At 43.8% G+C, this 13,745-nt stretch carries 11 protein-coding genes; 3 read left to right on the top strand and 8 right to left on the bottom strand.

All coding sequences use genetic code 11. From position 1 onward, the window contains the following. Positions 1-54: 54 nt before the first annotated feature. Positions 55-4,203, bottom strand: a complete 4,149-nt coding sequence (locus H1R16_RS06255; RefSeq protein WP_181887866.1) for a T9SS type B sorting domain-containing protein — start codon at positions 4,201-4,203, stop codon at positions 55-57. Positions 4,204-4,307: 104 nt separating this feature from the next. Continuing rightward, on the bottom strand, positions 4,308-5,129 hold the full coding sequence (gene tsf / locus H1R16_RS06250; protein ID WP_181887865.1) for a translation elongation factor Ts: 822 nt from the start codon (positions 5,127-5,129) through the stop codon (positions 4,308-4,310). Between the two features lie 142 nt (positions 5,130-5,271). On the opposite strand from tsf, the gene H1R16_RS06245 reads away from it, so the two are divergent. Further along, on the top strand, positions 5,272-5,865 hold the full coding sequence (locus tag H1R16_RS06245) for a DUF6759 domain-containing protein (protein WP_181887864.1): 594 nt from the start codon (positions 5,272-5,274) through the stop codon (positions 5,863-5,865). A gap of 100 nt (positions 5,866-5,965) precedes the next feature. Here H1R16_RS06245 and H1R16_RS06240 read toward each other — a convergent pair whose 3' ends face one another. After that, a complete protein-coding gene (locus H1R16_RS06240) occupies positions 5,966-6,922 on the bottom strand; it encodes an acetyl-CoA carboxylase carboxyltransferase subunit alpha (RefSeq protein ID WP_181887863.1) in 957 nt (318 codons plus the stop codon). A gap of 43 nt (positions 6,923-6,965) precedes the next feature. Next, the gene (gltX, locus tag H1R16_RS06235; RefSeq protein WP_181887862.1) at positions 6,966-8,477 is read right to left on the bottom strand and encodes a glutamate--tRNA ligase; all 1,512 of its coding nucleotides are present in this window, start codon (positions 8,475-8,477) and stop codon (positions 6,966-6,968) included. Positions 8,478-8,569: 92 nt separating this feature from the next. Here gltX and H1R16_RS06230 point away from each other — a divergent pair, with 92 nt between their 5' ends. Together H1R16_RS06230 and H1R16_RS06225 are read left to right on the top strand one after the other, a co-directional pair. Further along, the gene (locus H1R16_RS06230) at positions 8,570-8,923 is read left to right on the top strand and encodes a phosphomannose isomerase type II C-terminal cupin domain (RefSeq protein ID WP_181887920.1); all 354 of its coding nucleotides are present in this window, start codon (positions 8,570-8,572) and stop codon (positions 8,921-8,923) included. Between the two features lie 20 nt (positions 8,924-8,943). Next, positions 8,944-9,885 (top strand): glycosyl transferase family 90, encoded by a 942-nt coding sequence (locus H1R16_RS06225; protein WP_228451107.1) that lies wholly within the window; start codon positions 8,944-8,946, stop codon positions 9,883-9,885. Here the strand turns inward: H1R16_RS06225 and H1R16_RS06220 are convergent. From H1R16_RS06220 to H1R16_RS06205, 4 genes are read right to left on the bottom strand one after another with little or no spacing between them, the layout of a single operon-like run. Continuing rightward, positions 9,868-10,983: a glycosyltransferase family 4 protein gene (locus tag H1R16_RS06220; RefSeq protein ID WP_181887861.1), complete on the bottom strand. Its 1,116-nt coding sequence runs from the start codon at positions 10,981-10,983 to the stop codon at positions 9,868-9,870. The two genes, H1R16_RS06225 and H1R16_RS06220, sit on opposite strands and share 18 nt — an antisense overlap. Next, complete coding sequence (locus H1R16_RS06215; protein ID WP_181887860.1) at positions 10,980-11,819, bottom strand: glycosyltransferase family A protein; 840 nt, start codon at positions 11,817-11,819, stop codon at positions 10,980-10,982. The genes H1R16_RS06220 and H1R16_RS06215 overlap by 4 nt, the downstream gene beginning before the upstream one ends. After that, complete coding sequence (locus tag H1R16_RS06210) at positions 11,816-12,781, bottom strand: glycosyltransferase family 2 protein (protein WP_181887859.1); 966 nt, start codon at positions 12,779-12,781, stop codon at positions 11,816-11,818. Before H1R16_RS06210 ends, H1R16_RS06215 begins: the two co-directional genes overlap by 4 nt. Then, on the bottom strand, positions 12,778-13,734 hold the full coding sequence (locus H1R16_RS06205; protein ID WP_181887858.1) for a glycosyltransferase family protein: 957 nt from the start codon (positions 13,732-13,734) through the stop codon (positions 12,778-12,780). The genes H1R16_RS06210 and H1R16_RS06205 overlap by 4 nt, the downstream gene beginning before the upstream one ends. Positions 13,735-13,745 lie beyond the last annotated feature (11 nt).

Here is a 13,745-nt window from a genome sequence, read left to right as displayed (position 1 = left end):
AACAAATTTATAATAAAATTTGGATTTAGGAATATAATTTTTATTTAAAAAGGATCAGTCCCTGTTTTTCAGCAACAGCCAGCCACTATATTCCATATTTTCTGTCGATTCCGGATCCGTCCATTTGATGCTATACCAGTAGGTTCCACTGCTGATTACCCTGCCGCCCACGCGACCGTCCCAGGTATAGTTTTTACTCTTAGACTGGTATACCAGGGCACCATAACGGTCGTACACTGCTATAGAAACATTTTCCTTATTCTGAAGGTCTGAATAATCCAGCACGTCATTGATGCCGTCTCCATTTGGCGTAATAGCATTAATTAGGTCCAGAACGAGGAATTCTTTCATCACTGGCCGGCATTTTTCTGCAGCAAGTACATAAGCAGTGTGCGTTCCTTTTGCTACACCCATAAAAACAGGTGAAGATTGCCACGTAATCCCGTCTAGAGAATACTGATAGGGTGGAGTTCCGCCGGAAACATTTACTGTTACAACGTCTCCTTTCACTTCGATACTGGTAATTACAGGTTCCTGGGCCGCCAGAACGCTTACATACTGCCTGTAGGTACAGCCGTTAAAACTTAAGTCAACAAAGTAGTTACCAACAGCCGCATTGAGGGTCTGAGTAGTGGCACCGTTGCTCCAAAGATATGCTGTAAAGCCCGGGCCGGCATCCAACAGTGTTGAAGCTCCCGGACAGATGGTGATATCCTTTAGAATATCAGATTTTTTTGGTGATTTGATCGTAAGGGTAAGCTCAGCAGTGGTGGGGCAGGCACTGTTACTCTCAAAACGCACGTAAAAAATTTGGGTGCCTGTGATCAGTTGAGTGCTCGCCAGTGCATTTGTATCGTTCTGAGCATCAGCCAGTGAATTGTGAAACGAAGCAGTTACGCCGGGATTCACAGTAAATAAAGAATTGTAAGTATTTAGATTAACCTGTTCCGAGCCATTTAGATCGTTGTCACATACTTCTGCTGTGCCTGTACCGGAAATTAGTGTAATCCGGTTGCCAATACTAAAGGTAATCTGGCCCAGAGCAGGCGTACAGTTCCCCGTGTTGCTGTCCACGCGCACATAAACCGTTGTTGTGGCTGAATAATTCCAGTTCGCCGGAAGGTTGTTGTTATTGCCTGCAGTGGCATCGGCCTGCACCAGGTAATAGCGTACAGTGAAAGCTCCGGAATTATTTACGATCTGTGGGGTAATGGCAGCGAAATTCACCTGAACTGTGCCGTCAAAATTGTCATCGCAAAGGGCTCCGTTGAAGCCTGCAGTGTTAAGGTTGGGCAGCGGAATTACGTTAAGTGTTACTACAGCAACCGCGGAGCAGTTGTTCGCTGTGGAAACCTGAATATATACAGTGCCTGGAGCACTGGTATAATTTGCAGGATCAGGAATCGGGACAGTGAGCGCTGGATCGGAGAAATAACCCAGTGTAACGCCTGGTGTGCCGGTTACATTTGCTGTGGTGAGGTTAAATGTGCCGGTGCCTGCCGCATTCGCACATGTGGAAAGAGTAGCGGGATTAACGTTAAGGGACTGCAGTGCGAGGTTTAATTCGGCCACCAGAGGGCAGAAGCCGGGATGCTGGATCCGGATATAATAGACACCGGTACCGGTTATGGTTTGGTTCGCACTAACGGCATTCGTTCCTGAATTGGCATTTGGCAATGTACCGTGGAAGGTGAAGGTTGCGGCAGGATCAACTGTGAACGCGCCCGTATAATTGTTGAGATTAGCTGGTTCCGAGCCGTTTCCGTCCGGGTCGCAAAGGGTTACAGTGTGGTTGGACGTAAGTACCGGAACTTTTGGTCCGACTGAGAAATTCAGTTGGTCTAATGCAGGTGCGCAGTTGCCGTTCAAAGCATCAACACGCACATATACAGTAGTAGGTGTACTGAATGTCCAGGCATTTCCCAGGGTGTTGTTGTTTCCGGCAACGGCATCTGCCTGATTCAAATAATACCGGACATTAAACTGGCCGGAATTAGTTACAATCAGAGGTGTAACATCGCTGAAAGTGACGCTTATTATGCCGTCCAGATCGTTGTCACAGATACTTGTATTATACGCGGCGGCATTAATATTGGGTGCAGCTACCGCCGTAAGCTGAATTTGAGCGGTGGCTACACATCCCGAGGCCGAAGTTACCCGCACATAAACCAATCCCGTGGCGGCTGAATGGTTAGTTGGATCTGCGATCGCCCCGGTTAGGTTCGCATTGGTGAAGTATTGGGCGGTAGTTCCAACATCAGGGGAATTGCTTACTGAGGTAAGGTTAAAATTGGCGTTACCGTTCGCACCCGCGCATGAAACCAGCGAGGCATTGGTAGTTTGGAGCACATCAATATTGACTGTTACGCGAAAGTATTCAAAATCTGCCGGATTGCCTGTTCCCTGCAAATAATACACAAACTGAACCTGTGTATCTGCGGTGAGGCCCGCAGCAGGTGTATAGGTAATGACTCCCGTAGCTCCGTTCACCGTTGCTGTACCTGAAGCCGGTGCCGCAATTATTTGAGTTAGTGATGGATTAACAGGTTGAACGGAAGTGGTGAAAGCAGGCGTAATTGTGAGGGTGTTACAGGATCCAATATTTTGAACGCTTGTGCTGATTGGAGGGCATGCGGTATAGGAATAAGGGTCTGTGAGTTTGGATTCGCAAAGGTTTTTTGTGATCAGAACCGTGTAGGTACCCGATCCGTAGAGATCAGGGTTAATGGAGAAGGTCGTCGCACCGGGTATGGCTACACCGTTCAGAAACCACTGATAGGCATCGTAGGAATTATCTACCTGAAGCAGGATGCCGGCATAACAGTCCCCCGTTTTTGCAATAACCGGGACCGAGGAGAATCCCGCAAAATAGCCACCGTAGCCCACGGCACCGCTACCTGCCGCAATGCCTGCAGTTACAGATTTAGTTGAATTTACCGTTACGTTGCCTGAAGCGTTTGGCACGGAATAAGTTACCCAGTCTGTGTTGCCTACAACAGGGAAAGGACCATTCAAAGGCGAAATGGCATTGCCGTTAACTGTAACGGTAGCACCAGTTTGGGTAATGATGTTCAGCTTTGTATTGTAAACTGCAGAGCCCAAACTGTTAATGTTTCCTATCTCATCTACCTTATTGGGCAGGAAACAGCTTAATGGCGGAATATAGTTGAATCCACCCGCGGCATAAACACTACCGGTGGCGGTCCCGCCCAGCAACTGGTAAACATACACATTCCTGGTAGTTGTGATGCCCATATTATAATGGGAGCTACCATGGAGGGTGTAATTCGCACCGTCTATCATCGTATATTCACCTTCATTAAGTACGATTCCTGTTGGAGCTCCATTCACCGAAATTGCCGTATTGTTTTCTGTAGCCACAATAAGTGCTGTTTCCATGCCTGAAGTAACGGGCGCATTACCTTTCACCACCACGAAATTCTTACCTAATCTGTCCACAGGGACAGCCTGATCCATCAGGATGTCGTTATTGGTAAAATTAAAATTGGTGTAGATGCCGTTAAAGTTCCCGTTAGTGACCGATACGGGATGATTCGACACGATTTTTGCGCCGAGGAGTCCGTCAAGATTCGCAGCGTTTGTCGTGCTCACTGCATCCAGTATATAAGATTGACCTCTGTTCAATGTGAACGTTTTGGTTGAGCTGGAACTTCCGTCTGAAAATACAACGGCGGGGTCGTATCCCGAAATGGTTACCGTGGTATTATCCTCCGTAGCCATTATGCCTATTGTAGAATTGATGTATGTTCCGGTGCCTGTAAGGGGTGCCATTGCCGCATAAAAAGTAGTTCCAAGTCCTGCCAGCCCCTTGGACGTGATGATCTCGGCGTGATTGGTTACGGCAAACCGGAAATTGGCAAAATATTTTTTGGCTCCCTTCAGGTAAATTCCTTTGGCTACAGGAGTGAACAGTTGTGTCTGGTTCAGTCCCATCATAAAAGTCGCAGGAACAAAGACCTCTGCGGGATTACCTTTGCTGATTACCGCGGTTGTATAAAGAACATTGTTATTGTAGATGCTTACCGTAAAAGGTACCGTTTCATTGGTTGAAAGATAGAGGTAGCTTTCCGCGCCTGAATTACCGGCTTTTGCTGCCATCGGTGCGAACCAGTGGTCGGTGTCCAGCTGTGCAAATCCTAAAAAACTGAAAAAAACCAGGAAAGCAAATAAATTTTTTTTCATAATCCATGTAAAAATGGTGTCAAAATTACTCATTAATTGTGGATTACTTATAAAAAAAAATCTCCCTGAATTTTTCAGGGAGACTGTATATTTATGCGCTTATTTTATGTAAGGCTTACTCTTACAAAACCAACAACTTTAAGGCTGTCGTCCAGTGATTTTACGTAATCACTAACAGACATATTTCCGTCCTTGATGAATGCCTGGTGTACCAGTGTATTATCTTTGTAGAACTTCTGCATTTTTCCTTTAAGGATATTGTCAATGATGTTCTCCGGCTTGCCTTCTTTAATTAACAGGTCTCTTTCGATTTCCAGTTCCTTGTCGATAGTATCCTGAGAAACCTTAGTTTCGTCCAAAGCGATTGGATTCATAGCCGCAACCTGCATGGATACAGCTTTCGCAGCTTCTTCAGATCCGTTTACGTCACCTGAAAGGGAAGTGATAGCAGCGATTTTGTTTCCAGCGTGAATATAAGCTCCCAGGAATGGCCCTTCAATCGTTTCGAAAGATCCGATTTCAATTTTCTCACCAATAACACCGGTCTGTTCGATTAATTTTTCAGCAACGGTAATACCTTTGTAATCTGCAGCCAAAAGCTCTTCTTTAGTTTTACCCAGAGCCATTTCAGCCAGGTCATGAGCAAGTTTAACAAACTCTTCATTCTTAGCTACGAAGTCTGTTTCACAGTTCAGAGCTATAATAACTCCTCTTGTTTTATCGTCGTTCACTTTAGCAATTACTGCACCTTCAGTAGATTCTCTGTCGGCTCTGTTGGCTGCAACTTTCTGTCCTTTTTTTCTAAGGATTTCAATTGCTTTTTCGAAGTCTCCTTCTGCCTCAACTAAAGCTTTCTTGCAGTCCATCATACCTGCCCCTGTCGTGTTTCTAAGTTTCGCTACGTCTGCAGCTACCGGTGTGTACATATATTTATTTTTGAATTTAAAAAAAAGAGTTAAGTTTAGAATCTTTTTTGAGCGATGCAAAGATAATAAATTTATGTAAACTAAAACATTGTTTTTTTGCGTTATATAAGGCATTCAAAGTAATAACTCTCACTATAATAATATGAAAAAATGGTATATCTTTTTTCTGATTCTGATTTGCGGACAGGCTCCGGCGCAGAAGAAAAAAGCAAATATAAAGGCCCCTGCCGAAAAGCTTACGGCTGCACAGGCACAGATGAGTAATGACCCGAAAGTCATTGCCACCTTTATAAAAGACAACCCCGGCGATCCCGGTGTGGCTGACTTAAGAATTAAACTTGTGCAGCTTATAACACCGGCAAACGATATTGCCGCCAAGCCAAGGGTTGTACCTCTTACAAAGGGCAAATTGGTGAAGGAGGTCAGGGCAGACCTGAAGGATGGCGTGAACGATAAGAGCAAGATGGCGGCAAAAGTCCTGAATCATCTTTTTGACAACAGTCCCAATAAAAGGGAGGCGTACGTGCAGATCGTGAACCGGTCTGCCTGTAACCTGATCGTAAAGTTCAGCGGAAAAGGAAGTTACTATAATCTGGACGTAAAAGCGAATAATCAAAGTTATATCCTGATTGACAAAGGGAATTATCTGGTGACCACGAGCATTTGTGACGCTAAATATTCATCAGCCAAAAATATCAATAAGGATATTGCGATAACACTGAGATCAGGGAAATAACGCCCGCTATTTAATTGCTGAATTAAATTTAGCATAAGAGTTAATAAAATAGGCTGTTACCTTTTAGGAAACAGCCTGTTTTTATATTGCTGAACAATTATTAGCCCTTAAAGCGACCCATTGCGATGAACTTGTCCTGTCTCTGCTGTTCCAGTTCCTTACCGGAGAAGGATGCAAAAGCCTTGATGTTCTGAAGGATAGACTGCTTCAGGTGATCATATGCAACCTGCGGCTCGTAATGAGCACCTCCTAAAGGTTCCTGAATAATTCCATCGATGAATTTATGTTCCAACGCATCATTTGGTGTCAGTTTCAGTGCGTTAGCCGCATCTTCTTTATGATTCCAGTTTCTCCATAGAATTGAAGAGCAGCTTTCCGGAGCAATTACGGTATACCATGTGTTTTCCAACATATATACTTTGTTGCCTACGCCAATTCCCAACGCACCACCACTGGCTCCTTCACCAATGATATAGCAGAAGATCGGTGTCTTCAGCATCGTCATCTCGAAAATATTCCGTGCAATGGCTTCACCCTGACCTCTTTCTTCCGCTTCCAGTCCGGGATATGCGCCGGGAGTATCGATTAAAGAGATTACCGGTATTCTGAATTTTTCTGCTAATTTCATTAACCTGAGTGCCTTACGGTAACCTTCCGGATTACTCATTCCAAATCTGCGGTGCTGTCTTTCCTTTGTGGTGCGGCCTTTCTGTGTTCCGATCAGCATAACCTTCTGACCGTCAATAGTAGCAAGGCCACCGATCATGGCGGGATCATCCGCAAAGTTACGGTCCCCATGCAGTTCAAGGAAGCTGTCCTTATCTACAATACCCTTTATGAAATCCAGTGTATAAGGACGGTCCGGATGCCTGGAAAGCTGTACGCGCTGCCATGGCGTAAGGTTTAAATATATTTCCTTTTTCTTTTCAATGATTTTGTCCTCAATTTGAGAACAGGCCAATTTTACATCTACTCCTGCATCTTCGCCCACGACCGAACAGGTTTGATACTGTTCCATCAGTTCTTCGATTGGCTTTTCAAATTCTAAATATTGCATATCCTGAAAATTATCCTTCAAAATTAGTGAAAATTGCAGAGACTTATCCGATATTATTTACCGCATTTAAAATCCGCGATTTAGTCTCCTCAAAACCAATTATTTCCATAATATCCGGAACATCAGGGCCCTTAAGCTCGCCCACAAGTGCCAGGCGCAAGGGCATCATTACTTTGCCCATTCCCAGGTTTGCGGATTCGGCAAAATGGTGGATGGCTTCCTTAAGTTTAGCGGCATCAAAATTATCAACATTCAGGGTTTCTGAAAATTGGGTAATTATGTCTGCAGTTTGATCGTTCCATGCTTTCTTAACCGCTTTTTCGTCAAAGGTTTGCGGGGCTTCAAAGAAGAATTTTCCGCTTTCGTAAATGTCCTTTACAAAAGTGGCGCGCTCTTTCATCAGCGAAACGGTTTTCAGAAGTTTATCCTTAGCAAGAACATTGGTTTTTTCGGGTTCCAGTTCCTGCAGCATTGTCAGTACCTCATCATCACTCTTTTTCTGAAGGTACTGGTGGTTGAACCAGTCTGCTTTTTCTTTACTGAAGCGGGCTCCGGCTTTGTGAACCTTATGAAGGTCAAACTCCTGGGCCATTTCTTCCAGACTAAGAATTTCCTTATCATGTGCAGGCGACCAGCCTAACAGTGCCAGGAAGTTTACAAAGGCTTCCGGCAGATAGCCGTGTTCCTTATAACCTGGATATATTTCTTTAGTTTCAGGATCGGTGAAGTTCATCGGGAAAACGGGGAAGCCAAATTTGGCACCATCCCTTTTGCTGAGTTTCCCCTTGCCTTCAGGCTTCAGGATAAGCGGCAGATGCGCAAACTCCGGCGCTGTCCAACCCATCGCTTCGTAAAGAAGAACGTGAAGCCCCATAGACGGGAGCCATTCCTCGCCACGGATGACGTGGGAAATCTCCATCTCGTGGTCATCTATGATGTTGGCCAGGTGATAGGTAGGCATGCCGTCATTTTTAACGAGGACTTTATCATCCAGAGTATCTGTATTCACCGCGAATTTACCTCTTATGGTGTCTTCTAGGTTCAACACGCGGTTCACGGGCATCTTAAAACGAACCACATAAGGTATTTTTGCGTCCAGAAGTTTCTGAATTTCCTCAGCTGGAAGAGACAGGCTGTTTTTAAGTAGGTTGCGGGTAATATTGTTATATGAGAAAACTTCACCTTTTTCTTCATACTGCTTACGGATTTCATCCAACTCTTCGCTGGTGTCGAAAGCCATGTAAGCGTAGTCGGTTTTCAGTATTTCGGCAGTGTACTTATCGTAAATAGCGCGTCTTTCACTCTGACGGTAAGGACCGTAGTTGCCACCATGTCTGGGGCTTTCGTCGGGGGTTATGCCGGCCCATTCCAGGGCATCCATGATATAATCTTCAGCTCCTTCTACATATCGTGCCGTATCGGTATCCTCTATACGAAGTACAAAATCTCCGTTGTTTTTCTTGGCAAAAAGGTAATCATATAAGGCCGTTCTGGCACCACCCAGGTGCAGCGGACCTGTTGGACTGGGCGCAAAACGAACTCTAACTTTACTCATAGATTTAAATTTTATGCAAATTTAGCCAAAAAATGACTTTTGGTGCAGGAATGTAATATTTTATTTAGTTTTGCATGAAAGAAGAATTTATGCTGGAAATAGGGGAAAGACCGTGGGGAAAGTATTATGTACTGGCCGATGAACCTACCTACAAACTGAAGCGGATTGAAGTTATGCCCGGTCACCGGCTTTCATATCAGTTTCACCATCACCGTCAGGAATTCTGGACTGTAATCCAGGGTGAAGCCACAGTTGTGCTGGACGGCGAGAACCACCAGCTTAGTTACGGTATGAGCATCTTTATTCCGCAGTTTGCAAAACACCGTATCGAGAATAACTCATCGGAGCTTTTACAGTTTGTAGAAGTGCAGACAGGAACCTACTTTGGCGAAGATGATATCGTTCGCCTTCAGGATGATTATGCCCGAAACGGAGATGAGTCTTAGGTCTCCCGCATGATTTCGGAATGATGGCAAAAGTTGAGAAACAGGTTAAATTCTTTTATTATATAAAGGCCTATCTGCGCCGTATTTTACCCACATCCTCCTTCAGCATAAAAATTAAAGAGCTGGAAGGCACCCTGACCGCAGGTCAAATGGAGTTAGTGACGTCCCGGGTGGCTTATTACTGCCGTTCTTCGGTTCAAAGTTCAAAGTCAGCAGCCTGCTGTACGCTGAAGGACTTAAGGAGTCCGGTAACACCAAAAACGTACTACCACGACACTTATCAGTACGCCCGGTTTTTTCCGGAGGAACTGCCCATCAATTTTGTTTTTGGCGATGTGACCACAGTTCCCGATTTGCCAAGCATTGTAAAAAGCCGTCCGGTTACAGGCGACAATCAAAACAGTGTGCTGCTGAATCTGGATAAAGCCAGACATTTTGTGTGGATTAAAAATGACCAACCTTTCCGCACAAAAAAAGATGTGCTTATAGGTCGCGGAGCTGTATTTCAGGAACACCGTTACCAATTTTTCAGTCGGTACTTCGGTCATCCGCTGTGTGACTTGGGGCAGGTGAATGCGCAGGGCGGAAATCCCATCTGGATAAAAAAGAAAATGTCTATAGAAGATCACCTGAACTATAAATTCATCCTTTGTTTACAGGGTAACGATGTGGCTACTAATCTGAAGTGGGTCATGTCGTCAAATTCGATTGCGGTAATGCCCAGGCCTACGCTGGAAACCTGGTTTATGGAAGGGTCTCTGGTGGGTGGAAAACATTATATTGAAATAAAAGATGACTACTCAGATCTTGAATCGCAGCTGCAGTACTACATTTCAAACCCGGAAGAATGTGAAGCCATCGTTGATAACGCTCACCGTCACTGTGAGCAGTTCTTCAGCAAAAAAGTGGAAGATTTGTGCAGTTTGAAGGTGCTGGAGAAGTACCTACTGCCCGTGGAATAGATTACGGTAGTTTTCGGCAAACCGGTCTTCGCTGTAATTGTTTTTTACAAATTTAAAGCAGTTTTCCTGTCTGCTTTGAAGTTCACGGCGGTTTTCATTAAGCCGGCAAATTATTTTCACCATTTCGGCAGAAACATTTTCCTGATCACCCGTATCCACCAGCAAAATTCCCGGCAGGTTACTGTTCAGTTCAGGTATTTCTCCCACCGAGGTGCTGACTGGAACAACCTTATGTGCCATCGCCTCAAGAATGACCATTGGTAAACCTTCGCGCTCTGAGGTTAGCAAAAGGATATCACTTTTTGTATATAAGTCATTAAGCCTGTTGGTGTCATGGATTTCACCCGTAAATTCTGTGTTCTCCAATTCCTGGCCTTCAGGAAAATCTCCTATAATCCGGCAGTGAAACGGGAAGTTTATTTCATTTAGCTTTCTTAAAATGTCAAAAACGATTTCCGGGCGTTTTTCCGGGGAATTTCTCGCAACAAAAATTAACTGAAGGATTTTGTTTTCACTTTTTATAATCGCTTTCGGAATTTCTACTGCATTTTTTATAATGCGGATCCGTTCGGTAAATATGGGGTTTATACCGTTTTTCTGATAAAGTTCAGCATAGTCTGCTTTGGTTTTGGTTCCGAGCACTACGCGTGTGTCCAGTCGGGTAGCAAAAGGCAGACTGTAACTCTCCGGCGAATACTCTTCGTAGGAAAACGCATGTGTAAGATCCATAATCCGCACATGATCTTTCAGAAGCGGAATCAGATCATAAAAGAAAATGCTGTTACAGCCGAACACTACAGAAGTTTTATGTCGGTTTATTTTCGCTGCCAATAGTTTCAGAAGAATATTGCGGCATTTTATCTTATTGACAGAATCATCAAAACTGATGAGGTTAGAAACTTTTTCAAAATTCTGCCGGTTAGCTTCAGAAAAGGACTGATTGGTAATGAAGCAGTTTGGTTTTACCTCACACGCAGCTAAAATTTTAAGGTGTACCGTTTCTGCACCGCCTATGTGATAAAACGGAAAAAAGAAATACAGTCCTGACCTGTTAAGTTGCCGGCTGTACTTCCAAATTTTGAAATAAGGTGTCATCATATCCGGCCGAGTTTTTTTCTAATGCTGTTCTCCAGTTTGAAGCCTTTCTTATAGGAGAGCGAGTTTTTTAGTTGTTCCAGCTCTTGCAGGCGGTAACTTATATCCAGGAGTACCTCCATTGACAGACCCTGCTGCATAAATGCAGGATATTTCATTATGTGTTTCCGGACAATATAATTCTCCATTTCCTTTCTTTTTTCCTCTTCATGAAGAAATGAAATCATTGACTGTGCTCTTTGTCTGTAATAAAACTGCACAGTATCCAGGCGGACTACTTTATCGTCTTTATTCAGCAACTGTAACCAAAATTCCCAGTCCTCGTAGCCATGCCGCATATTTGTGTCATATCCTTCCGTTTTCAGATAATCATCCCTACGGAATATTGCACTGCAGTAAATACAGTTTACAAAAAGCAACCGTGTATAGTCGTATGGAGGCAGGGGCCAGTGCTCATCTTCAGTTCCGAAAAATTTGGCCTCAGCGTAAACAAGTTTAATTGTCGGATCATTCCGGAATTCTTTTTCGGCAAGTTCCAGGTACTCGGGACCAATCTTGTCATCTCCATCAAGAGGTAATATAAAATGGCCTTTCGCAGCTCTTATCCCGTTATTTCTGGTTGTGGCAAGTCCCTGATTGGTTTGTGTAATTTTGCGGAACCTTGGGTCCAGTGCGCAAATTTCGTCTATGATTTTCTCCGAATCATCTGTAGAACCGTCATTAACTACTATACACTCCCAGTCAGTATAACTTTGATTTTTTACTGAAAGCAGCGTTTCCTTTAGATAAGGTGCCTGGTTATAACACGGTACTACGATTGAGAATTCTACAGTGCTCATGGTTTCAGCTGTCTTTTTCCTGTAATACTGTCCAAATGCGAAAGTATGAAAGCACGAACCGGATATTTCCTTCTCAGCTCACTCTGCGTCTGCCGGTAAAGGTATACTGCGTCCGAAAGCTGTTGGTCCACTAACTCGTGCTTGATTCCGTTTTTAGCAAAATCCTGTGCCTTAGAATAGGATTCGGTCAAACGTTTCAGCAGTTTCTTGTAAGCTGCGAAATTTCTGTTGTGTCCGAAGAGGTTGAAAAATCGTATAAGTTGTTTTTTGGTATCTTCAGTGTTCGGATACGAAATTCCGCCCACCTGCTGATCCTGGTGAAGCCTGTATTTGATAAGTCGGTCAGGTATAAGGTCGAATTTTTGGTAATATGAGCCAACAAGGGCCATCCATTCATCATGATGAAAACCCTGCTTAACCGGGAACGGCAGCAGTTTCTCTGTAAAATTCCTGCGAACAGCCATAGTAGCGCCTGTTGCTATATTACCAACGTAGCTGATCATCTTAAAATAATCCACCTGAATCTTACTTTCCCGTAAGAACTGAGGGACGTCCCAAATAGTTATCACATCCAGTTCCTTACCGTAATCATCTATGCCGAAACCATTACTGCACAAAACAGCAATCTCCGGATGCTCTCTAAAGTACTGGAGCATGATTTCTGTTTTCGTAGAGACCCAAAGGTCATCCTGGTCACTCAGAAAGATAATTTCATGCTTGCATAAGGATATAGCTTTCTCGAAGTTCTTTACACTTCTGAGGTTCTTTTCATTTTTGTAGATTCTGAAAATTTCCGGGTATTTTAACTCATATTCTTGCAGAATTTTTACCGTACGGTCTGTAGAGCCATCATCGCACACCACGATCTCATCAACAGGAAGATTCTGATTAAGGATAGAGTCCAGCTGTTCCTGAAGATATTTTTCACCATTGTAGGTGCATAAAGCTACAGACGTTCTCATGTAAGTTGAAAGACTGTATTTACCCACGTCTCCAGGGTGTATTTGTTATAGATTTCGCGGGGAAGCTCTTCATAATCTGTATTGAAAAAATCGGCGGTCAGATTAGAGAGGTCTTCGGCCAGAACCAGGATGTTATTTGGATTGTAAAGGTCATAATCAAGGATTGTGCGGTTATTGGTGATGACCTTTTTCCTGATGGCCATCGCCTCAAAAATCCTGAAACTTAATCCGTCCTGTCTGTTTCGCACCAAGTCCAGCAAAACTTTACCTTTGCCGTAATAGTCAGTAATATCATTGTGCTTAATCCGCTTTCTTGTGTATTTTCTGTTCGAATTTCCTTTGCCAAAGAACTCCTTTTTCCATGTTTTTTTGCCCACAATAACATAAAAATAGGTGAGGCCGAGAGTACCAAGCCTGTTGGTTATTTTGTATAATAGATTTAAACGGTCGTCGTAGGAGGCCATATAAACAAGGTCAAATTCGGCGTCACCGTTGCAAGTTTGCTCCGGCAGATAAATGTAATTGGTTATAAGTTCGAAATTATGAGTGTTGCAGTCACTTTTGTCAAAAGAGAATACTTTGTCGAAAAGATTCAGTACATGCTCGGCTGGATTCCTGGCCAGACTGTCATACAGGTAAGCGATATAGCGGTCGGTATATTCCCTGACCTGAAGATGGATATGCTTTTCTATCTGCTCTGGGTTGATGACGAGGATTTGATCCTGCCTGCCCAAAACCTTAAGCTGGTCCAGGATGAGTTCCTGCCGCTGCTGTTTTTTAAGATTTTTTTTCAGGAAAATTTTGGAAAGCGCATTTCCGGCACGTGCAGCAATGTTCCTATGTCGGTACGCGCCTAGATTGATATGATGCGCATTGATCCCTCTTTTTTTCAGTGCTTCCACTATATGAGCATCATACTGCCAAAAATCGAAACTGATTACGCAAATATTCATGCTGCAAATTA

The sequence above is a fragment of the Marnyiella aurantia genome (assembly GCF_014041915.1).
Classification (GTDB): domain Bacteria; phylum Bacteroidota; class Bacteroidia; order Flavobacteriales; family Weeksellaceae; genus Marnyiella; species Marnyiella aurantia.
This window is presented reverse-complemented; position numbering and strand designations above follow the sequence as displayed.

Coding starts and splice junctions, on each gene's coding strand:
- H1R16_RS06255 (WP_181887866.1), bottom strand. CDS start 4,203: ATGAAAAAAAATTTATTTGCTTTCCTGGTTTTTTTCAGTTTTTTAGGA.
- tsf (WP_181887865.1), bottom strand. CDS start 5,129: ATGTACACACCGGTAGCTGCAGACGTAGCGAAACTTAGAAACACGACA.
- H1R16_RS06245 (WP_181887864.1), top strand. CDS start 5,272: ATGAAAAAATGGTATATCTTTTTTCTGATTCTGATTTGCGGACAGGCT.
- H1R16_RS06240 (WP_181887863.1), bottom strand. CDS start 6,922: ATGCAATATTTAGAATTTGAAAAGCCAATCGAAGAACTGATGGAACAG.
- gltX (WP_181887862.1), bottom strand. CDS start 8,477: ATGAGTAAAGTTAGAGTTCGTTTTGCGCCCAGTCCAACAGGTCCGCTG.
- H1R16_RS06225 (WP_228451107.1), top strand. CDS start 8,944: ATGATGGCAAAAGTTGAGAAACAGGTTAAATTCTTTTATTATATAAAG.
- H1R16_RS06220 (WP_181887861.1), bottom strand. CDS start 10,983: ATGATGACACCTTATTTCAAAATTTGGAAGTACAGCCGGCAACTTAAC.
- H1R16_RS06215 (WP_181887860.1), bottom strand. CDS start 11,819: ATGAGCACTGTAGAATTCTCAATCGTAGTACCGTGTTATAACCAGGCA.
- H1R16_RS06210 (WP_181887859.1), bottom strand. CDS start 12,781: ATGAGAACGTCTGTAGCTTTATGCACCTACAATGGTGAAAAATATCTT.
- H1R16_RS06205 (WP_181887858.1), bottom strand. CDS start 13,734: ATGAATATTTGCGTAATCAGTTTCGATTTTTGGCAGTATGATGCTCAT.